This window comes from Streptomyces sp. NPDC020681, from assembly GCF_044334895.1.
Classification (GTDB): domain Bacteria; phylum Actinomycetota; class Actinomycetes; order Streptomycetales; family Streptomycetaceae; genus Streptomyces.
This window is the reverse complement of the sequence record NZ_JBIRTX010000003.1, coordinates 566,153-587,991: the sequence shown is the minus strand read 5'-3', so window position 1 is coordinate 587,991 and position 21,839 is coordinate 566,153. Positions and strand designations below refer to the sequence as shown.

Below are 21,839 nucleotides of genomic sequence, written 5' to 3'. Positions count from 1 at the left end.
TGGACGGCCGCCGGCACCTGCTCCGCCGTCTGCCGACGCGGGGCCGGTTCGGAGCTCCCGCCCCGAACCGGCCCTGAACTCTGCTTGCCGTCAGCTCCAGTCGACGGCGCTGTAGGTTTCTGTGGCGTCGGTCGTCGCGGCCGAGCTGAACCCGGGTGAAGGCGTAGCTGCGCGGGACCGGAACGCCGTAGGCCGGGCGGACGGGCGTTCAGTACTACTGCTCGGTGGGGCGCGGCTGTTCGTGATCGATGGTGGAGCGCGCGGCCTTCTCACGGCGCAGCTCATCGGCCTCGTCGCGAACGGCGTCGAGCCGGACTTCGAGCGTGCTGACACGCTCGCGGTAGCGCTCCAGCTCCGCCCGGACGAATTCGGCGTCCGCCACCTGACGGGCCGTCTCCTCGCGGATCGCGGCGGTCTCCTCGGCGAACTTCTCCTGCGCGGCATCGAGCGCGGCGACGGCCATGTCGCCCGCCTCCTCGGCGAGCGCGGCGCGCTCCTCGGCGGCCAGGATGCGCTGCACGGACGCGCGGGTGACCGTCTCGATCCGAGTCTCGGCGGCCGCGGAGTCCGTGATGATCGCCAACTCCTCGAGATAGGCAGGCAGATCGGTGGCGAGCTGGTCGATGAGCGCGACGAGGGTGTCGCGTGACTGAGCGACCTGGTCGCCGTCGACCATCGAGAACGCAGCCATGGCCGTCATTTCACTGTTCAGGGCGTCCGCCGCAGCCGACTCGGACGCATCGGCCATGGGGGCTCGTGCGGGCTGCGGGGGCACCACCTCGGCGCCGGGGACCTGCCCGGACGTATGGGGCACCGCTTCCGTGGCGAGCAGGTGCCAAGGCGCACCATGCGCCGTATCGGCAGCGGATACGTGCCCGGGGGCGGGCGAGGACTGTTCGACGACCGGTGCCTGGGCCCCCTTTGCCGCCTTCTTCGCCTCGGCTGCCGTGCGCTTGTCCTCCTTGCGCTGCTGCCGCTTGGCGCGGAACTTCCTGAACGCGCCGAGCGCGTTGTGCTCGGGGTGTTGGCAATAGCGGGGCGCCGGACCCTGCGCACCGGGTGCCGACGGCTCGGGCGGATTGGTGCAGCCCGGGTAGGCACAGGTGGGGACGGTCGCGACGGACTCGACGGTCATGTTCGGCCTCTCGTTGCTGAGTTGGTGGGGGTTGGCGATCGTTGGCGGTACTCGGGATCAGCGGTACTCGGGATTCTCGAAGTCGAACCGGCACCCGGCGTCCCACTGCGACCGCTGGTTCCCGTGCGCCGGAACGCCGCCGGCGTCCTTGAGCAGCCGGGCCAGATGCAACAGGTTCCACGTCATGAACGTGGTGTTCCTGTTGGTGAAGTCATTGGTGGGACCACCAGAGCCCGGATCGAGATAGGACGGGCCCGGCCCGGCCTCCCCGATCCAGGCCGCGTCCGCCTGCGGCGGGATCGTGTATCCGAGGTGCTGCAGGCTGTACAGGACGTTCATGGCGCAGTGCTTGGCGCCATCCTCGTTACCGGTGATCAGGCAGCCGCCCACACGCCCGTAGTAGGCGTACTGGCCCGCGTCGTTGAGCAGACCTGAGCAGGCATAGAGCCGCTCGATGACCTGCTTGGCGACCGAGCTGTTGTCACCGAGCCAGATGGGGCCGGCGATGACGAGGATGTCGGCGGCCATCACCCGTTGGTAGATCGACGGCCAGACGTCGCGCTCCCAGCCGTGCTCGGTCATGTCCGGCCACACCCCGGTGGCGATCTCATGGTCGATCGGCCGCAGTTGCTCGACCTGAACGCCCTGCTTCTCCATGATCCGCGAGCTGAGGTCGATCAGGCCTTGTGTGTGGCTGCGCTCCGGGCTCTTTTTCAGCGTGCAGTTGAGGAACAGCGCACGCAGGTCGTCATGGCTCATACTCCTCAGTGCGGCCCGCGCGTCGAACGTTACAAGTGACACTCGAACCGTTCACGTCGCCGGCCTCGTCGCTGAGCAGCGCCGGCACACCCGCATGCTCATGGACGGGCAATCGACACGTGCCACAAGGGCCGGGCTCCGTTGAGCCCGACCCGTCAGGATGGCGCGCCGCTCAGGACTTCCACCTTGCCGGTGTCGAGCGAGTAGTAGGCGCCGACCACGGCAAGGTCACCCTTCTCCACGAGGGGTGCCAGGTCCTGGTTGGTGCGCAGGTCGGCCGCGGTCAGTTCGACCTGGGCGCGGGCCATGGTCTCGACCGGGTCGGCGCCGCCTTCCCGGACTGCCTGCTCGTACGCCGGCCGGAGCGCCTTGACGATCGCCTGCAGGTTGCCGGGCAGCGGTTCGCCGTCACGGATGGACTTGTACGACGCCTCGACGGCGCCGCAACGCTGATGCCCGAGGACCACGATGAGCGGAGTGCCGCTCGTCATCGGGCCGTACTCCACGGAACCGGTGACCACCGGGCCGACCGCCTCCCCGCCCGTGCGCATCACGTAGAGGTCACCCAGCCCGGTGTCGAAGAGGAGTTCCGGCGGCACCCGGGAGTCGATGCACGCGAGGACCGACCCGAAGGGTTCCTGCTTCTGGGCCACGAACTCGCGCCGGGTCGGATCACGGTCGGGATGCTGGAGATCTCCGCTCACCCAGCGCTCGTTGCCGTCCACCAGCCTCGCGAATGCCGCGGCGGGCGTGATGGGCCGCGACTGTGGTGAAGCGCTGGTCGGCGACGGGGCGGCGCTCGACGATGAGCAGCCGACGAGCGCGGCCGTGGCGACCACAAGTCCGCCGGCGAGCACGGATCTGCGATCCGGCTGTCCGTCTCTGCCCATGGGCCGTTCCCTTCGGTCCGCCGGGACGCGTGTGGACGTCCGGACCCGGGCGATTGTTCATCGCGGTGTCGGAGCCCGACGGCAGGCGCGAGGAGGCGTGGGTGGTTTTCCCACCGCCGGCCCACGGGTCTGCCGGTCGTCAGCATCAGGTCCGCGCAGCCGCGTCGGCGAGTTCCGCGATCACCTCCGCATGGCACCGCTCCGGCACGCACCAGCAGCCCAGCCTGTGCCCCCGGAGCTCCGGCAGCAGCTCCAACAGGTCCGGCCGCGAAAGGAGATGCGCGCGGTACTTCTCGACGACCTCCTCGCGCGTGCCGTCGGGGCCCGGCCGGTACGGGCTCGCCAGCGGTGAGCCGTCCAGATGCCAGCCGCCCCGGTGCATGGCCCGGCCCACGTACACGACGTCCGCATAGTCGGGGTCGTCGCGATGGCCCTTGAGATTGACGACGGTCGTGCGGTTCATGTGGTGGATCCTCCGGCCTCAGGCCGCGCCCCGCCAGGCGAAGACCGCGCAGGTCGTGGTGGCGTGCGCGTACAGCCTGCCGTCGGCGGCGCCGACCACCCGCGCCGTCGCCGTCGTACGCCCGGCGTGGATGACCGTGCCCTCGCAGCGCAGCAGCGGAGTGTCGGCGAACACCGGGCGCACCAGGTTCAGCCCGAGTTGCATGGTGGTGTACGCCCGGCCGGCAGGCAGCGTCGTCATGACCGCGCTGCCGAGCGCCGAGTCGAGCAGCGTCGCCAGAAAACCGCCGTGCACCGAGCCCATCGGGTTGAGCAGATGTTCACCGGGCTCGCCCTCGAAGACGGCCCGGCCCTCGTCCGCCGCCACGAGGCGGAAGCCGAGCGTTCCGCAGATCGGGGCCTGCGGGAAGTCGCCGTCGAGGCTGCGGCGGAGCAGGTCCAGGCCGGAGTGGTCCACGGCGTCCGCGTAGTTCTCCGGCAGGACCCAGGTGTGGGTGCGGGAACGGGTCGCTGTGGTGTCGACGGCGTACGGGCGGGTCAGCTCGGTCACAGCTTCACCGCGAGCAGGTCCACGGGCCGGATGTCCGGCGCGGAGCTCAGCATCGTCTCCGCGGCCTCCATGAGTGCCGCCGCGATCCTGCCCTGCAGATGAGCCGCCCGTGCCTCCTCGGTCTCGAACGTGTCGAAGACCCCGAAGACGGTGGGGCTCTCCCGGAAGGCGAACCACGTGACGGTGTGCTCCTCCTCGCGCGCGAGCCGGAGCGCGTCACTCAGCAGGCCCGCAACCTTCTCCGCGTACTCCGGCTTCGCTTCGATCCTGACCAGCAGTCCGAGGTTCATGGTCGTCACTCCGTACGTCGAGGGGCATCGAGAGCGTCCCGATCAGCGGGACACCGGCAAAGCTAGCGCCCCGATCGCCATCACCCCAGTGTCGTAAACGACGTGTCGGATACCGTTTCCGTCATGGATGTGGCAGTGGTGGTGTACGACGGCGTCTTCGACTCCGGACTCTCGGCGATCCTCGACGTCCTCGACGCCGCCAACGCGATGCGCGGCGAGCTTCCGGAGCCGCCGCCCGCTTGGCAGGTCGACACCGTCGGATTCCGCCGTCGTGTGCGCACCGGCGCGGGACATCTCGTCGAGACCGCGCCCGCCGCCGGCGCCGGGAGCGCGGATCTGCTGATCGTGCCCGCGCTCGCCGAGCGGCGGCCCGAAGCGCTGCTCGACCATGTCGCGGGCGCGGGATCGGCTTCCGTGCGGACTCTTGTGGCCGAGACGCGCGGCCGCGGCACTCCTGTCGCCTCCGCCTGTACGGGCACGTTCCTGCTGGCCGAGTCGGGAGTGCTCGACGGGCGGAAGGCGACCACGAGTTGGTGGCTCGCGCCGGTCTTCCGGCAGCGCTATCCGGCCGTCACGATCGACGAGACCCGGATGGTGACGACATCGGACGGCGTCACGACGGCCGGTGCCGCCTTCGGCCACGTCGACCTCGCGCTCGCCGTCGTCCGGATGACCAGCCCGGCGCTGGCCGATCTCGTCGCCCGCTATCTCGTTGTCGACGAGCGGCCGTCGCAGTCGGCGTACACGATCCCGAGCGCGCTCGCGCAGAGCGATCCGCTCGTCGCCGCCTTCGAGGGCTGGGTCCGGCTGCATCTGGACGAGCCGCTGAGCGTCGCGGAGGCGGCGCGTTCGCTCGGCGTGAGCGAGCGCACGCTCCAGCGGACCGTACGCCGGGTCCTCGGCACGTCGCCGGTCCGCTTCGTCCAGGACCTGCGCGTCGAGCGGGCCTCACATCTGCTGCGTACGACCGGTCTCTCGCTGGACTCCATCGCCCGCAAGGTCGGCTACGAGCATGCGAACACGCTGCGGATCCTGTTGCGCGAGCGCACCGGCAGTACGACGGCGGCACTGCGCGGCCGCTGAGGCGTGCGTACCGACGGGTAAGTTGGGATTGACAACTCACTTTCCCGGGGTGCATCGTCGGGAGTGAGTTTGACATTCAAACTCACTCGGACTTGGGAGGCGCCGTGCGCGACGCGGTCATCGTGGAAGCGGTTCGTACGCCGATCGGCAAGGGCAAACCAGGAGGGGCGCTGCACGACGAACGCCCCGTGGACCTGCTCGCCCGGACCCTTGTGGCCCTGGTCGAGCGGGCCGGGATCGCCCCCGCGCTCGTCGACGACGTCATCGGCGGATGTGTGACACAGGTGGGGGACCAGGCCTACAACATCACCCGCAACGCGGTGCTGGCCGCCGGATTTCCGGAGAGCGTGCCCGGCATGACCGTGGACCGGCAGTGCGGCTCCTCGCAGCAGGCCGCGCACATCGCAGCGCAGGGCGTGATCAGCGGCGCGTACGACATCGCCGTCGCGTGCGGCGTGGAGTCGATGTCGCGGGTGCCGATGGGGTCCAACGTGCTGCCGGGCAGCGACCCGTTCGGGGTGCGCCTCGGCGAGCGGTATCCGGAAGGACTCGTCGGGCAGGGCATCAGCGCCGAACTCATCGCGGCCCGCTGGAAGATCTCCCGCGAGGAGCTGGACGCCTACGCGGTGGAGTCGCACCGCCGGGCGGCGGGCGCGTGGGAGCGCGGCGAGTTCGACCGTGAGGTGGCCTGGGCCGGGCAGCGGGACGAGTCCGTACGGCCCGGGACCTCGGCGGAGGTGCTGGCCGGGCTCCGGTCCGCGTACTACGACCCGGCCGCCGCGGAACGCTTCCCGGAGATCGGCTGGCAGGTCACGGCGGGCAACAGCTCACCGATCAACGACGGCGCGGCGGCGCTGCTGATCATGGGCGCGGACGTGGCGGAGCGGCTCGGGCTGCGGCCGCGCGCCCGCTTCCACTCGTTCGCCGTGGTGGGCGACGATCCGCTGCTGATGCTCACGGCGATCATGCCGGCCACCGAGAAGGTGCTGGCCAGGGCCGGACTGAGCACCAAGGACATCGATCTGTTCGAGGTGAACGAGGCGTTCGCCTCGGTGGTGCTGGCCTGGCAGCGCGAGACGGGCGTGGATGCGGACCGGCTCAATGTGCGCGGTGGCGCGATCGCGATCGGGCATCCTCTCGGCGGCAGCGGAGCGCGGATCATGACGACTCTGCTGCACGGCCTGGAGGACCGGGGCGGGCGCTACGGGCTGCAGACGATGTGCGAGGCGGGCGGCATGGCCAACGCCACGATCATCGAACGGCTCTGAGCCGTCTCAGATCCGGCTCAGAATCGGCCTGACCTCGCGACCTAGAATGAGTCACATGTCGAAGAGCATCCAGCCACGTGAGTGCTCCATCGCCGACGCGCTCGACCTCGTCGGCGAGCGCTGGACGCTGCTCGCCGTCCGCGAACTGAGCCATGGCGTACGGCGCTTCGACCAGATCGTCAGCAACACCGGTGCGTCCCGCGACATCCTCACGGCCCGGCTGCGCAAGCTGGAGGCGGCCGGAGCCGTGCGGCGGAAGCAGTACAACCAGCATCCGCCGCGCTACGAATACCATCTGACGCCCGCGGGCCAGGAGCTCGGGGACGTCCTGCTCACCCTCATGAAGTGGGGCGACCGGCACCTCAACGCCGGTGATCCGCCGGTGAAGTGGCAGCACTCCTGCGGCGAGACCCTGGATCCGGAACTCGTCTGCGCCCACTGCGGCAAGCCGGCGCGCAGGGGTGCGCACTCGCCGACGGGACGCGGCACGCTCACCGCCGACTGACCGCACCACGCAAGGGATGCCGCCCGCTCAGTCCGTCCTGCGGACGGTCAACTCCCTTACGCCCGCCGGATTGTCGGCGTCCTTCGACCGCACGGTCAGCCTGATGTGCCGCGCCCGGACACCGGGTGTGAACGGCGCCCAGTGTGCCGCGTCCGCCGATGTCTCGACCGTGTATGAGACCGGCCGTACATCGGTCCACCGCGGAGCGACGGAGGCGAGCTTCGTCGTCCGGCCGAGGTCGGCCGTCAGCGTCCCGTTCGTGCCGTCCGGGATCCAGGCCGTGGCCGTACTGCCGTCGACGGCGGCGGCCGCATACATGCCCGGCTCCTCCGACGACGCGGTCACTCCGACGCACCGCGCCGCATTGTCCGTCGGCGCGAGGTCCGGACGTCGCGTCGGCAGCGTGACGGTGTCCTCGAGACGGACCCTGCCCGCCGGAGTGCTGAGCGTGAAGGGCTCGCCGGCCGTGAGCCGTACGGTCGTGCGCCGCGGACCCACCGCGATGTCGAACGTACGGCCCTGCCACCGCAGTCCGCGCAGCGTCACCCCGTGCCGCAACTGCGGCGGCAGCAGCGGATCCAGCCGCACGCCGTCCTCGCGCAGCCGCAGTCCCGTCAGACCGTGCGTGAAGACCTGCAGGAAGCCGCCCTTGCCGGTGATGAAGTCCTGCGCGGGAGAGCCCGCCAGCGGGTCGTCGGCGCCCGGCTTGTCGCCGCGCGCCTCCGCGAAGATCGAGAACGGTCCGCGCACGAACGGCTTGATCGCCCGCTGCAGATAGGTGTACGTCGAGCAGCCCGGCGCACCGATCACCGCGGCGTCGATGGCGTGCACCGAGTCCGTCATCGCCGGTCCGTCCGGGTCGGTGCGCTGCGCGTAGTGGTCGAGCGTCGCGGCGGCCGCGCCCGGCTCCATCGGCCACTGAAGCGGATACGTCAGCAGGACCGTGTCGGCCTGCTTGATCCGGGTGCCTGGGTATCCGGCGTACTGCAGAAAGATCTTCCGCTGCGCGTCGTACGGAATGCGCAGCCCGTCGGCCGTCCGCCGCCACTTGGGCGGTGCGCTCTCGCCGAGCAGTTCGGCGGCGCGGGCCGCGTTGCGCAGCGCGGTGGCGGCTCCGGCGTTGGTGAACACCGCGTCGTCGACGCCGTTGCTGTACTCGTCCGGTCCCGCCACGTCGGTGACGGAGTAGCTGCCGTCCTGGTTTTCGGTGACCCGCGAGACCCAGAAGTCGGCGATGCCCTTCAGCAGCGGCCAGCCGCGCTCCCGCAGCCACGCGCGGTCGCCGGTGGCCAGGTAGTACTGCCAGACGGAGAGCGAGATGTCGCCCTGAAGGTGGATCTGGGTGATGCAGTGCGGCGGGTTCCAGCTCTGGCACTCGGACCACAGCCCGCCTTCGCCGCCGCTCGTCCATGGATAGAACAGGCCCTTGAAGCCGAGCTTGGCCGCGTTCTCGGCGGCTCCTTCGCGGGTGCGGTAGCGGTAGTCGAGGACGGAGCGCGCCAGTTCCGGGCGGGTGGCGAGAAGCCCCGGATACATCCAGGTCTCGGCGTCCCAGAAGACCAGCCCCGCGTAGTTGTCGCTCGTCAGACCCGTCGGCGCGAGACTGTCGGAGGAGCCGCGCCGGGTGTTCGCCAGCAGCCCGTACTGGGCCGAGCGGAGCCACGTCTGCAACTGAGGCTCACCCGGCGTCAGCACGTCCGAGGTCCACAGAGCCGACCAGGCTTCGGTGTTGGCGTGCAGCAGGGCATGCCAGCCGCGACCGGCCGCGCGCCGCGCCGCGTCCCGGGCGGTCTGCCGCGGATCGGGCGAGGTGAGCGTGGTGTCGACGCCGACGTACTTCACGTACTCCCGCGCGTCACCGTCCCTGCCGCGCCGCAGAGTTGTGGCGATCGCGCCGTCCGTCACCGTGCCCTCCGTACGGAAGGTCGCATCGCCGGTACGGGTGATCCGGCGGGCCCCGCGCCAGTCGAGCCGGTCGGTGACCTCGGGAGAGCCGTCCCAGTGCGGAGCGACCCGCAGGCGTACGGCGCCGGTGTGCGGGTCGGAGCGGTCGGTGACGACCTCGAAGACCAGGTCGGTGGCGCGGCCGTCGGCGGTCGTCCAGGTCAGCGAGGTGCGGACGAGTCCGCAGCGCTGGAAGACGGTCTGGCGGTAGTGGGAGACACGGGACGTGGGGCCGAAGGTCTCGTCGCCGACGCGGACGTCGAGCGTCGTCCAGGTGGGCAGGGCCGCGAGGACCTGGCGGTCGGCGGTGGTGTCCGGGTGGTGCGCGTACAGACCGGCGACGAACGCGCCGTCGTAGCGCGGCGTGAACAGCGGCCAGCCGGTCTTGGCCGTGCTCTGTGCGTAGCCGGCGCCGGTGGGTGGCACACGGATGCCGAGATAGCCGTTGCCGCTGTACGCGTGGTTGTCGCCGGACGCGTCGATGCGGGTGGAGGTCGGGGCCCAGGCGGGATCGGTGTCGCGTTCACAGGACGCCGCCGGGGAGGCCTTCGGCGATGCCTTCACGGACGCGGGCGGCGTTTTTGCGTACGAAAGGGACGGAACGGCTGCTGCGATCAGTGCGCTCGCTACTAAGGGTGCAAGGTACGGCTTGCGCGAGAGGCTCATCACAGGACCGTATCCACCAGTCGATCTCGGAGTCGTTCCTCGTCGGAGAGGACTCCTGGAACGAGTGAACTCGGCCGGTTCTCAGGGAGATTGGGGCGCGAGGCCGGTCTTGAGGCCCGCGCCGCAGAGCGGGACGACGGCCGAGCCCTCGTTCCAGTCGCCCGCCGCCGCCCAGCAGGCCACGCCCGTCGACTCGACGAACAGCCCGCGGGCCGCCAGATCCAGTTGCGCGGCCCGGATCTGCTCCTCCGTCACCGTCCGGAACGTGCCGCCCGACTCGCGTACGGCCCGCAGGATCGCGCGGGCGCGCGGCGGACGTGGGATGGCGATGCCTTCGGCCAGCGTGGGCCCGATCGGCCGCCGGTCGTCCAGCAGATCCTCCGCGCCGGCGTGGAAGGCGGCGGCCAGCGGTGACGCGGCCTCGGCCTGGACGGCGACGAGAGCGGGGCGCCGGTCGATGAGTCCGTGGGCGCGGAGTTCGCCGATGGCGAGGGCCGCGCCGAGCAGCAGTGTGCCGTTGCCGACGGGCACCACGATCGCGTCGGGCAGTGTGCCGCCGAGGTCCTCCCACAGCTCGTAGACGTAGGTCTTGGTGCCGTGCAGGAAGTACGGGTTGTACACATGGCTCGCGTAGAAGGTGCCGGGGCCGTCGGCGGCGGCGCGGGCGGCGTCGGCGGTGGCCTCACGGTCACCGGGGACCAGTTCGAGGTGTGCTCCGTGCGCGCGGATCTGCTCGATCTTCTTGGCCGATGTGGCCTCGGGGACGTACACCGTGCACTCCAGGCCCGCCCGCGCGCAGTACGCGGCGACGGCCGTGCCCGCGTTGCCGCTGCTGTCGGCGACCACCCGGTCCGGTCCGAGCCTGCGGGCCAGCTCCGCCAGCATCACCGCGCCGCGGTCCTTGAACGAGAGCGTCGGCATCAGGAAGTCGAGCTTGGCCGAGACGGCCGGGGTGAGTTCCACCAGCGGTGTCCGGCCCTCGCCGAGCGAGACGGCGGGAGCGGCCAGCGGAAGCGCCTCCTCGTACCGCCACAGTGAGTTGACCCGGCCCGGCAACGCGGCACGGTCTACCGGATCGGCGACGAATTCCAGGTCCCATGGACCGCGGCAGCCGGGACAGCGCCAGGCGGCCTGCGCTACGCCGGAGCGAATGCCGCAGTCCGGGCAGAAGTACGAGGTCATGGGTCACGAGCATGGCAGTTGTGTGGCGCATGTGTTACGTCACTCCCCGAACCCTTGTGGGATTCCTATGGATCCGCCAATCTTTCGCTCGGCAGGCGAGACAAGGACGCAATTGATTCAGCTCTCATCCATTGTCATGGGCCTGCCGTACCCCCACAGAAGCGCACCACCCAAGAGGAGGACCCCTCGCATGTCAGTGATGCGTAATGCGCGCCGAAGACTCACCGCGGCCAGTGCCATAGCCGTCGCGGCCCTTACGATCGGCGCCACTTCCGCCCTCACGGCCACCGCAGCCGAGCCGGCCCCGGAAGGCGTCATCCAGAACGCGGGCGCCCCCGGCGTCATCAAGGGCAGCTACATCGTCACACTTCGCGAGTCGGCGGCAGACGCCGGTTCCAAGAAGGGCAAGGCGCTCGCCGCCACCTACGGGGCGAAGATCAAGAAGACCTTCAACGCCGCGCTGAACGGCTACTCCGTCCAGCTCACCGAGGCCCAGGCGAAGAAGTTCGCCGCGGACCCGGCCGTGGTCTCCGTTTCGCAGAACCGTGTCTTCAAGGCCACCGCGACGCAGCCCAACCCGCCGTCCTGGGGCATCGACCGGATCGACCAGCGGGCGCTCCCGCTGAACCAGAGCTACACCTACCCGGACACCGCGGGCGAGGGTGTGACCGCGTACATCATCGACACCGGTGTACGCATCACCCACAGCGACTTCGGCGGCCGCGCGTCGTACGGCTATGACGCCATCGACAACGACAACACCGCGCAGGACGGCAACGGCCACGGCACGCACGTCGCCGGAACCGTCGCCGGCACCGCCCACGGTGTGGCCAAGAAGGCCAAGATCGTCGGCGTCCGCGTGCTGGACAACTCGGGCTCCGGAACGACCGAGCAGGTCGTCGCGGGCATCGACTGGGTGACGCAGAACGCCGTCAAGCCGGCCGTCGCCAACATGAGCCTGGGCGGCGGGGTCGACACCGTCCTCGACGCCGCGGTGCGCAACTCCATCGCCTCCGGCGTGACCTACGCCGTGGCGGCGGGCAACGACGGCGCCAACGCCTCGAACTACTCGCCCGCGCGCGTGGCCGAGGCCATCACCGTCGGCTCGACGACCAGCACCGACGGACGTTCGTCGTTCTCGAACTATGGCAGCATCCTGGACATCTTCGCGCCGGGCTCGTCGATCAAGTCGTCCTGGAACACCAGCGACACCGCGACGAACACCATCTCCGGCACGTCGATGGCCACGCCGCACGTCGCGGGCGCGGCCGCGCTCTACCTCGCGGGCAACAAGACCGCGACGCCGGCGCAGGTCTCCACGGCGCTGACGACCGCCGCCACGACCGGCGCGGTGGGTACGCCGGGCTCCGGCTCGCCGAACCGTCTGCTGTACGTCGGCTCCACCGACACCCCGCCCCCGGGCAAGAAGTTCGAGAACACCGGGGACTACACGATCAGCGACAACACCACCGTCGAGTCCCCGATCACGGTCAGCGGTGTCACCGGCAACGCGCCCGCCACACTGGGCGTCTCCGTCGACATCAAGCACACCTACATCGGTGACCTGCGGATCGACCTGGTCGCGCCGGACGGGACCGTCTACAACCTGAAGGCGTACGGGTCGGGCGGCAGCTCGGACAACGTGCTCGCCACGTACACGGTGAACGCGGCGTCCGAGGTGGCGAACGGCACCTGGAAGCTGCGGGTCGGCGACAACGCGGCGCAGGACGTCGGCAAGATCGACACCTGGGCCCTGCAGTTCTGATCCACGGTTCGGACCCGATCACAGTGTGACGAGGGGCGGTCGCTGCGGCGGCCGCCCCTCTGTCTTGTTCCGGCCCCTCTCGCATATGATCCGCGCGCCTGTTCGCACGAACCGCTCGTACGAACCGCCCGCACGATCCGGATGAGGAGCACTTCCGCCCGTGGCCATGTACACACCCCCGTACGCGTACCAGCCGCCTCGGCCGCCGTCCGTGAACGGGCTCGCCATCACGTCCCTCGTGCTCGGGATCGTGTGCTGCATCCCGCCGCTCGGCCTGATACTCGGCCTGATCTCGCTCTCGCAGATCAAGAACCGCGGCCAGCGCGGCAAGGGCATGGCGATCGCGGGCGTGGTCCTCTCGGGACTCAGCACGACGCTGCTGCTGATTGCCATCGCGACGGGCGGGATCGGCAAGGCCTGGGACGGGTTCCGGGAGGGCGTGGACGAGGCGTCCCGCTCGCAGAGCACCCTCGATCTGCGCAAGGGTGACTGCTTCAGCGTGCCCGGCGAGCTGGAGAGCGAGACGGAGACGGTGACCTTGGTCGACTGCGCCAAGGCGCACGACGGCGAGGTCACGGGGGTCTTCAAGCTCGACCAGTTCGACGAGTGGCCCGGCGAGACGCCGGTGGAGCCGGTGGCCGAGAAGCGCTGCCAGGAGCTCAACGACGCCTACGCGACGGACGAGTCCGCCGTGCCGGACAACGCGGCGCTGTACTACTACATGCCGAGCGAGCGCAGCTGGCGCCTCGGCGACCGAGCGGTCACGTGCGCGTTCGCGGCGACGGACGGCAAACTGACGGGCTCGCTGAAGTCGTAGGCCTTGGCCGGAGGGGCTGATGCAGCCCCTCCGGCGCTTGCCGTGCGGTCCGGGTCCAGTACGTGCGGTCCGGGTCTAGTAGCTGCGTGAGAGCCCGCGGTCGACGGCCGTCATCAGTTCGCCGTCCGCCGTGTCACCGTCCAGCGACCAGAACATCGCCCCGCCCAGGCCTCGTTCACGGATGTACGAGGTCTTCGTGCGCAGCACCTGCGGGTCGTCGTACGTCCACAGGGTCGTACCGTCGAAGAGCCACGCGTGCCCTCCTCGCCGGTCCCGGTGCACCGTGTACGTCCCGGAGTCCGCGAGCTTCTTGAGCGCCTTGTAGTCCTCGTAGCCCGCCGCCCAGGTCGCCGGCGCGGGAGCGGTCGCCGGCTGGTTCAGGCCGTCGCCGCCGCCGGTCACGCCCGTCCAGCCCTGGCCGTAGAACGGCATGCCCATCACCAGCTTGCGCGCGGGCGCTCCGCGTCGCAGCCAGTCGCGTACGGTCTGGTCGACGCTGAAGTCGCCGCGCGCGTACAGCGCCGACTGCTGGGCCGTTGTCTTCTCGCCGGAGACATGGAAGTCGTAGCCCTGGAGATTGACGAAGTCCAGGTCACGCATGATCTTGCGGACCTCGAAGCCCGCGTCGATCTTCTCGGGCGCGGTCGGGACGAAGGCCGTCAGGTCGTAGTGCTTGCGCTTGCCGAGCGACCTGCCGTACGCGTCGAGCTGGGTCCTGAACTCCCGTACCAGCGCGGTGAAGTTCTGCTTGTCCTCGGGCCGGAAGACGGTGTCCGTGTCGCCCGCCGAGCCCGGCCACTCCCAGTCGAGGTCGACGCCGTCGAAGAGCCCGGCCGCCGCGCCCGCGCCGCCGCGCGCTCCGTCGAGGGGCAGATTGCCCTTGATGTAGAGGTCGATGCAGGAGGCGACCAGCGCCTTGCGGGAGGCGGGAGTGCGGGCCGCGTCGGAGAAGTGGGTGGACCAGCTCCAGCCGCCGAGGGAGATCAGCACCTTGAGGCCTGGGTGCTTGGCCTTGAGTTCGTGCAGCTGGTTGAAGTTGCCCGCGAGCGGCTGTTCGGCGGTGTCGGCGACGCCGTCCACCGAGTTCTCGGCGTCGAGCGGGCGGGCGTAGTCGGCCCAGGCGTCGGCCTCGCCCGGCACGTTGCCGGTGAAGCACTTGCCGTCGGAACTGACGTTGCCGAACGCGTAGTTGATGTGGGTGAGTTTGGCCGCCTGGCCGCTCGTGTCCATGTCCTTGACCTGGAAGTCCCGGCCGTAGACGCCCCACTGGGTGAAGTAGCCGACGCGCTTGTACGAGGGCGAGTGCTGGCCGCCCGCTTCGGCGGAGGCCGAGGCGGCGGGCGCGAATGCCGCCAGGAGCGAGAGTGAACAGGCTGCAACAGCCGCCCGGACAAAGGTTCTTCGACGCATGGGACCCATTCCTGTGCGTGTGACGTTTGTGAACGGTGTCGTGCAACCAGGAACGTATTGGTCTGGACCATTGAGGTCAAGGGCAGAATGCCCATACGTGCGGCAAACCCCTGCCTACAGGCAACTCATCACTTCGAGTGAAACTTTGGCCTACAGTTGCGGTCAACAACCGACGGTTGCCAGTCTGTTGCTGTCTGTCAACCTGTTGGGAGTGGCCAGTGACATTCGGTGAGCAGCCGGCCTATCTGCGCGTTGCGAGCGATCTCCGGCAGAAGATCGTGAATGGTTCGCTGCCGCCGCACACCCGCCTTCCCTCGCAGGCCCGCATCCGCGAAGAGTACGGCGTCTCCGACACCGTCGCCCTGGAAGCGCGCAAGGTGCTGATGGCGGAGGGGCTGGTCGAGGGGCGGTCCGGCTCCGGCACCTATGTGCGCGAGCGCCCCGTCCCGCGCCGGGTCGCCCGCACCGGATACCGCCCGCAGTCCGGCGCGAACCCGTTCCGCCAGGAGCAGGCGGCGGAAGACGCCCGCGGCACCTGGGAGTCCAGCAGCGAGCAGGAGGGCGCAAGCCTGGAGATCGCGGCCCGCCTCGGCATCGGGCTCGGCGACCGCGTGATGCGTACGCGCTATCTGTACCGCGACGCGGGCGAGGCGATGATGCTCTCCACCTCCTGGGAGCCGCTCGAAGTCACCGGACGCACACCGGTGATGCTGCCCGAGGAGGGACCCCTGGGCGGCTGCGGAGTCGTCGAGCGGATGGCCGCCATCGACATCGTCGTGGACAACGTCGCGGAGGAGGTCGGCGCGCGCCCGGGGCTTGCGGAGGAGCTCCTGGCGCTCGGCGGCGTCCCGGGCCATGTGGTGATGGTCGTCGAGCGGACGTACTACGCGTCGGGCCGCGCGGTCGAGACGGCGGACGTGGTCGTCCCGGCCGACCGCTTCCGTATCGCATACCACCTGCCGGTGAGGTAACCGCCCGACCGGCGGGCGAGCTCACCGATAGGCGAACGCGCCGTCCGCCTCCCGTGATCGCGAGTTAACCCTGGTCAGGCTCCCTTAACGCGCGGGCAATCGCGTGCCGCAACAAATTGTCATGCCCGGCTCCTACCTTCCCGTCCGTACTCGCCCCACCGGGACCGACGAACGGGATGGGATGCAGCCGATGACGGACACCGCCACCGCCACCGCCACGACGCGGGCACCGGAACAGCCGCCCAAACGCAGTTACGCCAAGCTCGCCGCCGACGAGAGCCGTGAGGACTACTCGCTGCGCTATGCGCCGCACTCCTTCCGGCGCTGGTCGCCCTCGATGGTCGCCGGCACCGCGCTCGGCGGCATCGCCTATCTCGCGGACTTCGCGATCGGCGCGTCGATCGTCTTCACCTACGGCTTCACCAGCGGGTTCGCCTCGATCCTCACCGCCGCCGTAATCATCTTCGTGACCGGCATCCCGATCGCCCGGGCCTGTGCCAAGTACGGCCTGGACATGGACCTCGTCACCCGAGGCGCCGGATTCGGCTACTTCGGCTCGACGCTCACCTCGCTGATCTACGCCTCCTTCACCTTCATCTTCTTCGCGCTCGAAGGCTCGATCATGGCGCAGGCCATGCACCAGGCGGTCGGACTGCCGGTGGAGATCGGCTATCTGGTCACCACGCTGATCGTCATCCCGATCGTCTTCAAGGGGATGGGCGCGCTGGCGAAGGTGCAGGCATGGACCCAGCCCGTCTGGATCATCGGCATGGTGCTGCCCTTTGTGGTGCTGGCCTTCGAAGCCCCGTACGCCTGGGGCGCGTTCGGCTCCTTCGGCGGTACGGAGGGCGCCGGGGCGGGCTTCTCGTGGATCGGCTTCGGCCTCGGCACGGGCGTTGCGCTGTCGCTGATCGCGCAGATCGGCGAGCAGGCCGACTATCTGCGCTTCATGCCCGCCAAGACCGAGGAGAACAGGCGGCGTTGGAACTTCGCGGTGCTGGCCGCCGGGCCCGGCTGGGTCATCATCGGCGCGGCCAAGCAGCTCGGCGGCGCGTTCCTCGCCTTTGTGGCCCTGGAGGCGGTCGGCAAGACGCATGCGCTGGAGCCGATCGCTCCGCAGATCGAGGCGCTCAAGCCCTGGCTCGGCTCGGTCGCGCTGCCGGCCGCAGCGCTGTTCGTGATCGTCTCGCAGATCAAGATCAATGTGACCAACGCCTACAGCGGCTCGCTGTCGTGGTCCAACTTCTTCTCCCGGATCACGCACAAGCACCCGGGCCGGGTCTGGTACATCTTCCTCAACCTCGCCATCGCGCTGACGCTGATGGAGATGAACATGTTCGCCGCGCTCGGCAAGCTGCTGGGCTTCTACTCGAACGTGGGCATCGCGTGGATCGTCGCCGTCGCCGCGGACCTCGTGATCAACAAGCGGATCGGACTCAGCCCGCCGTACATCGAGTTCAAGCGGGCCTACCTGTACGCGGTGAACCCGGCCGGCTTCGGCGCGATGGTGATCGCGTCGACCGTGTCGATCCTCGCCTTCTTCGGGCTCTTCGGACGGTACGCCGAGGCGTTCTCCACCTTCATCGCGGCCGGACTGGCGCTGGTGCTCTGCCCGTTGATCGCCTGGCTGACGAAGGGCAGGTACTACCTGGCCCGGCCGAATCCCGTGAACGGTCCGGGTGTGGAGATCGAGGACATCACCGCCACGCACGAGTGCGCCGTGTGCGAGACGGCGTACGAACTCCCCGACATCGCGGACTGCCCCGTCCAGTCGGGCCCGATCTGCTCGCTCTGCTGCTCGCTGGACTCCGAGTGCGGCGACGTCTGCCGCAAGGACATGGCGGCGGGCCCGGTGCTGATGCCGATGCCGACGCTGCCGAGCCCGACAACGCCGAGCCCGGCTGCGCCGAAGTCGGTCTCGGCGGAGGGGGTGTAGCGCCTTAGGAGCCGTCAGAACCAGCCACAGGGGGGCGCATCCAGCCGGGTGTGCCCCTCATTCCTGCCTCTTTGTGTAAACACGTATCCGCTGAGTAAAGGTCAGGCGTACGCTCGGGCATATGCGTAGTGCGGTTTCCTGGCGATCGTTATGGACTGACCGGCCGACCGAGGGAGGGGCGCGATGAACGACAGCGGCCCCGTGCTCCCTTGGCTCGTCATACGGCAGGACGACAACGGCAACCGCTATCGCGTCGGACGGTACGCCACCGAGGACGAGGCCAAGCGGATTGTCGCCACGCTCGACGGCAAAGGGCACAAGCAGCTCTACTGGGTCGAGCGCATCGGCCAGACGACGCACTGACGTACGCTCCGGCGCATGACGGATCGCGTGGTGGTGGCCGGAGCCCTGTACGACCGGGGGCGGCTGCTGGCCGCGCGCCGCAGCGCCCCCGAGGAGCTCGCCGGCCGCTGGGAGCTGCCCGGCGGCAAGCTGGAGCCGGGGGAGCGGCCCGAGCAGGCGCTGGTGCGTGAGCTGCGCGAGGAGCTCGGCGTCGAGACGGAGCCGCTGGAGCGGATCCCGGGCGAGTGGCCGCTGAAGCCCGGGTACGTACTCCAGGTGTGGACCGCCCGGCTCGTCTCCGGCGAACCGCGGCCGCTGGAGGACCATGACGCGCTGCGCTGGCTGGCTCCGGACGAGACCGATGCCGTGGACTGGCTCGACCAGGACCGCCCGGCGGTGGCCGCGGCCGCCCGGATCCTGCGCGAAGGCGGGCGCGAGGGCGCGCGGGGCTGACTCGTACGCCGTTCGTGCCACGGTGCGCTCAATCCTGCGCCGACCGGGATACCCCGGACCGAATATCGGGTATGTGGCGATTAACCCCCCGAAATGGGACATGGGTCTGCTGCCGGTCTGGGGAAGTGAACGGCGTGATCGACACTGATGGCGAGACCGCCGCGTGGACCTTCCCTGCCGAACCCAACGCCGTGCGCACCGCCCGCCACGCCGTTCGAGACACTCTGACCGCCTGGAACGTGTACACCGTGATCGGTGATGTGACAGTGCTGCTGGTCAGCGAGCTGGTGACCAATTCTCTGCGGTATGCATCCGGCCCGATCGGGGTCCGCCTGGTTCTCCACGAGCCGGACGGGGCAGCCCCTTCTCTGCTGGTGGAGGTCTCCGACCCGCTTCCGGATCCGCCCACCGAACGCGACGCCGCGCCCGATGACGAGAGCGGCCGCGGGCTGCAGCTGGTGGCCGTCAACGCCCGGCGCTGGGGAACGCGGCGCGGAACGACGGGAAAGACCGTGTGGTTCGAGCTGGCTCTTACTGGTTAGAAGTGGGAAGGGACAACGATCACTACCAGCACGGCTCAAAATGAACGAGACCGTGCTGTGATCGTGAACGCCGTGTGCGTCAGGGCCGTAGTGCTGAATACTGCGGTCATGGCCGGTCCGGTGCGGTGAGCTGGAGGGGACGGTCGCGTGAGCGAAATACCTGAGACGGCGAGCGATGTCGTATGGCAGAGCAGCCCGCCTGGCTCGATCTATGACTACATCAAAGTGGCGTCCTTCTCGATCGGCCCCGACGGCCTGGTCGACCAGTGGAGCAGACGGGCCGTCGACCTGTTCGGCATCACTGCGGACGAGGTCAGGGGCAAGGACCCGGTCGAGGTCTTCATGCCCGCCGAGCTGCGTCCGCGCGGCCACCGGCATGTGGCGGAGATCCTCGACGGCAAGGAGTGGACCGGCCTCGTCCCGTTCCGTATGCCGGAGCGGGGTGGAGCGCACGGCGTCGCCGAGGTCTATGTGATGCCGAGTGAGACGGAGAGCGGCGAGAGGGCTGCGCTCTGTATCGTCGTCGACGTCCGCGCGCTGCGACGGATCGAGACGGATCTTGCCGCTTCGCAGGCGATTTTCGGCCAATCTCCTTTCGGCTTCCTCCTCTTCGGCACCGACCTCACGGTGCAGCGCGCCAACCAGCGCTTTGCCACCGTCTTCGGTGGCGCCGCCGCCGACCACCGCGGCCGCACCGTTCACGACTACCTCTCCCGCCCCGAGGCGGAGAGGATGAACGCCTCGCTGCGACGGGTCCTGGAGACCGGCGAATCCGCCATCGACCTCCAGATCGTCGGTTCGGCGCCGGGCAGCACGGACCGCCGGCACTGGAACATCAATCTCTACCGCGTGCACAGCGGAACCGGCCGGCCCATCGGTGTGGCCGGAATCGGCACCGATGTGACCCGCCGCCACATCGCCGCCCGCGAGGCCGCCAGCGCCCGGCGCAATCTCGCCCTCCTCAATGAGGCGAGCGCGCGCATCGGCAACTCCCTCGATCTCGAGACCACCGCCCGCGAACTCCTCGACGTCGCCGTCCCCGGCTTCTGCGACCTCGCCTCGGTCGACCTCTACCAGGGCCTGCTCAGCGGCGACGAGGCGCCGCCCGGAAGAGGCGGCTCGCACCATGCCGAGGGCTATGGCGGAGCCAGCGCCGATCTGCGCCGGGTCGCCTTCGCCAGCGCGGTCTCCGGCACCCCGCTGATCGCCACGCCGGGCCGCGGCTCGGCGGACAACACCCCGACCGCGGTCGGCGAACTCCACCACTACCCCTTCAACTCGCCCTGTGCGCTGGCCCTGCGCAACGCCCGCGTCCAGTCGATCCCCGGCGAGGAAGGCAGCCTCGTCCACTCCACGCTCGCCGTGCCGATGGTCGCCCACGACACCGTCGTCGGCCTCGTCCAGTTCTCCCGTACGAAGGGCAGCGAGCCCTTCGGGGAACGGGACCGGGCGCTTGCCGTCGAACTCGCCGCCCGTGCCGCGGTCTGCATCGACAACGCCCGGCTGTACCGCCGGGAGCACGAGCGGGCGCTCATCCTCCAGCGCAGCCTGCTGCCGCCCGGTGACCCCGAGGCCGCCGGTCTCGACATCGCCTGCCGCTACCTGCCGGGCAACACGGCCACCGAGGTCGGCGGCGACTGGTTCGACGTCATCGAACTGCCCGGCCACCGCACCGCCCTGGTCGTCGGCGATGTGATGGGCCGCGGTCTGCGCGCCGCTGTCGCCATGGGCGAACTGCGCACCGCCGTACGGACCTTGGCGCTCCTGGACCTCGAACCCGCCGAAGTGCTCTCGGCGCTCGACGAGATCGCCCGCGGCCTCGGCGGCCCCGGCGGTCCCACCCACTCCGGCTCCCGGGGCGGCGCACAGGTGCCGGCCCGCGTCGCCCACATGTCCCGCGAGGCAGACCTCTCCGAGGTCTATCTGGCGACCTGCGTCTATGCCGTCTACGACCCGGTCACCCGCCGCTGCACCTTCGCCAACGCGGGCCATCTGCCGCCCGTCCTCGTCGAACCCGGCGAGGAGGCGCTGCTGCTCGATGTGCCGCCCGGTATGCCGCTCGGCGTCGGCGGCGAGCCCTTCGAGGAGGTCGAGGTCGAGCTCCCCGAAGGCGCGCTCCTCGCGCTCTACACCGACGGGCTCGTCGAGTCCCGGGACCACCCGCTCGACGAGGGCCTGCGCGCCTTCCGCACCGCGCTCAACGACCCCGTGCATCCGCTGGAAGACGTCTGTGACCATGTGCTGAGCACGCTCGACACCCGGCACGGCGAGGACGACATCGCGCTGCTGATGGCCCGCATCCAGGGCCTGTCCACCGAGGCGGTCGGCGACTGGCGGCTGCCCCGCGAACCGCGCTCGGTGGGCCGCGCCCGGGAGCTGGCCCGTGCCCAGCTGATCACCTGGGACCTGGAAGCCCTGGTGGACACGGTCGAGCTGCTGGTCAGCGAGCTGGTCACCAATGCGCTGCGGTACGGCGAGGGCGAGATCCGGCTGCGGCTGCTGCGGGATCGCACGCTGGTCTGCGAAGTGTGGGACTCGGGCCTGGTGCAGCCGCGCCGGCGACGGGCCCGCGACACGGACGAGGGTGGCCGCGGACTCCAGCTGGTCGGACTGCTGAGCGCGGGCTGGGGCTCGCGCCGGACACCGCGCGGCAAGACGGTCTGGTTCGAACTCGCCCTGCCCGACGGCGACTCGACGACCGAGCCGAGCGTCGAGCAGCTGCTCAGCATGTTCTGACCGAGCAGCCCAGCCCCTGGCCGCCCGGACCAGCCGCACCACCGGCACCCGGGCCGCCTGTGCCCGGACCACCCGCGCCCGGGCCGCCTGTGCCCGGGCCGCCTGTGCCCGGGCGGCGCGCGCCCAGGTTCGG

20 protein-coding genes are annotated in these 21,839 nt (G+C 70.0%); 11 read left to right on the top strand and 9 right to left on the bottom strand.

Annotated features, from left to right (window positions below; genetic code table 11):
* Positions 1–214: 214 nt before the first annotated feature.
* The 6 genes from ACH4YL_RS09780 to ACH4YL_RS09755 form a co-directional block, all read right to left on the bottom strand.
* The gene (locus ACH4YL_RS09780; RefSeq protein ID WP_398506463.1) at positions 215–1,135 is read right to left on the bottom strand and encodes a hypothetical protein; all 921 of its coding nucleotides are present in this window, start codon (positions 1,133–1,135) and stop codon (positions 215–217) included.
* 57 nt (positions 1,136–1,192) lie between these two features.
* Positions 1,193–1,894 carry a flavodoxin family protein gene (locus ACH4YL_RS09775; RefSeq protein WP_398506461.1) on the bottom strand — a complete coding sequence of 234 codons (702 nt, stop codon included), beginning with the start codon at positions 1,892–1,894 and terminating at the stop codon, positions 1,193–1,195.
* 155 nt (positions 1,895–2,049) lie between these two features.
* On the bottom strand, positions 2,050–2,784 hold the full coding sequence (locus ACH4YL_RS09770) for a carbonic anhydrase (RefSeq protein WP_398506459.1): 735 nt from the start codon (positions 2,782–2,784) through the stop codon (positions 2,050–2,052).
* Positions 2,785–2,929: 145 nt separating this feature from the next.
* Positions 2,930–3,247: a DUF4326 domain-containing protein gene (locus ACH4YL_RS09765; RefSeq protein WP_398506457.1), complete on the bottom strand. Its 318-nt coding sequence runs from the start codon at positions 3,245–3,247 to the stop codon at positions 2,930–2,932.
* 18 nt (positions 3,248–3,265) lie between these two features.
* On the bottom strand, positions 3,266–3,796 hold the full coding sequence (locus tag ACH4YL_RS09760) for a PaaI family thioesterase (protein ID WP_398506455.1): 531 nt from the start codon (positions 3,794–3,796) through the stop codon (positions 3,266–3,268).
* Entirely contained in the window at positions 3,793–4,086 is a 294-nt protein-coding gene (locus ACH4YL_RS09755; RefSeq protein WP_398506453.1) for a putative quinol monooxygenase, read from the bottom strand. The genes ACH4YL_RS09760 and ACH4YL_RS09755 overlap by 4 nt, the downstream gene beginning before the upstream one ends.
* A gap of 123 nt (positions 4,087–4,209) precedes the next feature.
* Here ACH4YL_RS09755 and ACH4YL_RS09750 point away from each other — a divergent pair, with 123 nt between their 5' ends.
* The 3 genes from ACH4YL_RS09750 (at position 4,210) to ACH4YL_RS09740 (ending at position 6,942) form a co-directional block, all read left to right on the top strand.
* Positions 4,210–5,169: a GlxA family transcriptional regulator gene (locus ACH4YL_RS09750; protein ID WP_398506451.1), complete on the top strand. Its 960-nt coding sequence runs from the start codon at positions 4,210–4,212 to the stop codon at positions 5,167–5,169.
* 104 nt (positions 5,170–5,273) lie between these two features.
* Positions 5,274–6,437, top strand: coding sequence for a thiolase family protein (locus tag ACH4YL_RS09745; RefSeq protein ID WP_398506449.1), 1,164 nt, complete (start codon positions 5,274–5,276; stop codon positions 6,435–6,437).
* Between the two features lie 55 nt (positions 6,438–6,492).
* Positions 6,493–6,942, top strand: coding sequence for a winged helix-turn-helix transcriptional regulator (locus ACH4YL_RS09740; protein WP_398506448.1), 450 nt, complete (start codon positions 6,493–6,495; stop codon positions 6,940–6,942).
* A 27-nt stretch (positions 6,943–6,969) separates the two neighbouring features.
* Here the strand turns inward: ACH4YL_RS09740 and ACH4YL_RS09735 are convergent, their stop codons facing one another.
* The gene (locus ACH4YL_RS09735) at positions 6,970–9,552 is read right to left on the bottom strand and encodes a discoidin domain-containing protein (RefSeq protein ID WP_398506446.1); all 2,583 of its coding nucleotides are present in this window, start codon (positions 9,550–9,552) and stop codon (positions 6,970–6,972) included.
* 81 nt (positions 9,553–9,633) lie between these two features.
* Positions 9,634–10,734 carry a threonine synthase gene (locus tag ACH4YL_RS09730; RefSeq protein ID WP_398506445.1) on the bottom strand — a complete coding sequence of 367 codons (1,101 nt, stop codon included), beginning with the start codon at positions 10,732–10,734 and terminating at the stop codon, positions 9,634–9,636.
* Between the two features lie 190 nt (positions 10,735–10,924).
* On the opposite strand from ACH4YL_RS09730, the gene ACH4YL_RS09725 reads away from it, so the two are divergent.
* Both ACH4YL_RS09725 and ACH4YL_RS09720 read left to right on the top strand, forming a co-directional pair.
* Entirely contained in the window at positions 10,925–12,499 is a 1,575-nt protein-coding gene (locus ACH4YL_RS09725; protein ID WP_398506443.1) for a S8 family peptidase, read from the top strand.
* 166 nt (positions 12,500–12,665) lie between these two features.
* Positions 12,666–13,316, top strand: coding sequence for a DUF4190 domain-containing protein (locus tag ACH4YL_RS09720; protein ID WP_398506649.1), 651 nt, complete (start codon positions 12,666–12,668; stop codon positions 13,314–13,316).
* Positions 13,317–13,391: 75 nt separating this feature from the next.
* On the opposite strand, the gene ACH4YL_RS09715 is transcribed toward ACH4YL_RS09720, so the two are convergent.
* The gene (locus tag ACH4YL_RS09715) at positions 13,392–14,726 is read right to left on the bottom strand and encodes a glycoside hydrolase family 18 protein (RefSeq protein ID WP_398506441.1); all 1,335 of its coding nucleotides are present in this window, start codon (positions 14,724–14,726) and stop codon (positions 13,392–13,394) included.
* A gap of 218 nt (positions 14,727–14,944) precedes the next feature.
* Between ACH4YL_RS09715 and ACH4YL_RS09710 the strand changes: the two genes are divergently transcribed.
* The 6 genes from ACH4YL_RS09710 to ACH4YL_RS09685 all read left to right on the top strand — a co-directional run bounded on the left by ACH4YL_RS09710 (position 14,945) and on the right by ACH4YL_RS09685 (position 21,706).
* Entirely contained in the window at positions 14,945–15,697 is a 753-nt protein-coding gene (locus ACH4YL_RS09710; protein WP_398506439.1) for a GntR family transcriptional regulator, read from the top strand.
* A 190-nt stretch (positions 15,698–15,887) separates the two neighbouring features.
* Positions 15,888–17,633, top strand: coding sequence for a purine-cytosine permease family protein (locus ACH4YL_RS09705; RefSeq protein WP_398506437.1), 1,746 nt, complete (start codon positions 15,888–15,890; stop codon positions 17,631–17,633).
* Positions 17,634–17,816: 183 nt separating this feature from the next.
* Positions 17,817–17,996, top strand: coding sequence for an SPOR domain-containing protein (locus ACH4YL_RS09700; protein ID WP_398506436.1), 180 nt, complete (start codon positions 17,817–17,819; stop codon positions 17,994–17,996).
* A 15-nt stretch (positions 17,997–18,011) separates the two neighbouring features.
* Positions 18,012–18,428, top strand: a complete 417-nt coding sequence (locus ACH4YL_RS09695; protein WP_398506434.1) for a (deoxy)nucleoside triphosphate pyrophosphohydrolase — start codon at positions 18,012–18,014, stop codon at positions 18,426–18,428.
* A 125-nt stretch (positions 18,429–18,553) separates the two neighbouring features.
* Entirely contained in the window at positions 18,554–18,970 is a 417-nt protein-coding gene (locus ACH4YL_RS09690; RefSeq protein WP_398506432.1) for an ATP-binding protein, read from the top strand.
* Between the two features lie 147 nt (positions 18,971–19,117).
* Entirely contained in the window at positions 19,118–21,706 is a 2,589-nt protein-coding gene (locus ACH4YL_RS09685) for a SpoIIE family protein phosphatase (RefSeq protein WP_398506430.1), read from the top strand.
* Positions 21,707–21,839: the final 133 nt, after the last annotated feature.

Coding starts and splice junctions, on each gene's coding strand:
- ACH4YL_RS09780 (WP_398506463.1), bottom strand. CDS start 1,135: ATGACCGTCGAGTCCGTCGCGACCGTCCCCACCTGTGCCTACCCGGGC.
- ACH4YL_RS09775 (WP_398506461.1), bottom strand. CDS start 1,894: ATGAGCCATGACGACCTGCGTGCGCTGTTCCTCAACTGCACGCTGAAA.
- ACH4YL_RS09770 (WP_398506459.1), bottom strand. CDS start 2,784: ATGGGCAGAGACGGACAGCCGGATCGCAGATCCGTGCTCGCCGGCGGA.
- ACH4YL_RS09765 (WP_398506457.1), bottom strand. CDS start 3,247: ATGAACCGCACGACCGTCGTCAATCTCAAGGGCCATCGCGACGACCCC.
- ACH4YL_RS09755 (WP_398506453.1), bottom strand. CDS start 4,086: ATGAACCTCGGACTGCTGGTCAGGATCGAAGCGAAGCCGGAGTACGCG.
- ACH4YL_RS09750 (WP_398506451.1), top strand. CDS start 4,210: ATGGATGTGGCAGTGGTGGTGTACGACGGCGTCTTCGACTCCGGACTC.
- ACH4YL_RS09740 (WP_398506448.1), top strand. CDS start 6,493: ATGTCGAAGAGCATCCAGCCACGTGAGTGCTCCATCGCCGACGCGCTC.
- ACH4YL_RS09735 (WP_398506446.1), bottom strand. CDS start 9,552: ATGAGCCTCTCGCGCAAGCCGTACCTTGCACCCTTAGTAGCGAGCGCA.
- ACH4YL_RS09730 (WP_398506445.1), bottom strand. CDS start 10,734: ATGACCTCGTACTTCTGCCCGGACTGCGGCATTCGCTCCGGCGTAGCG.
- ACH4YL_RS09725 (WP_398506443.1), top strand. CDS start 10,925: ATGTCAGTGATGCGTAATGCGCGCCGAAGACTCACCGCGGCCAGTGCC.
- ACH4YL_RS09720 (WP_398506649.1), top strand. CDS start 12,666: ATGTACACACCCCCGTACGCGTACCAGCCGCCTCGGCCGCCGTCCGTG.
- ACH4YL_RS09715 (WP_398506441.1), bottom strand. CDS start 14,726: ATGCGTCGAAGAACCTTTGTCCGGGCGGCTGTTGCAGCCTGTTCACTC.
- ACH4YL_RS09705 (WP_398506437.1), top strand. CDS start 15,888: ATGACGGACACCGCCACCGCCACCGCCACGACGCGGGCACCGGAACAG.
- ACH4YL_RS09700 (WP_398506436.1), top strand. CDS start 17,817: ATGAACGACAGCGGCCCCGTGCTCCCTTGGCTCGTCATACGGCAGGAC.
- ACH4YL_RS09695 (WP_398506434.1), top strand. CDS start 18,012: ATGACGGATCGCGTGGTGGTGGCCGGAGCCCTGTACGACCGGGGGCGG.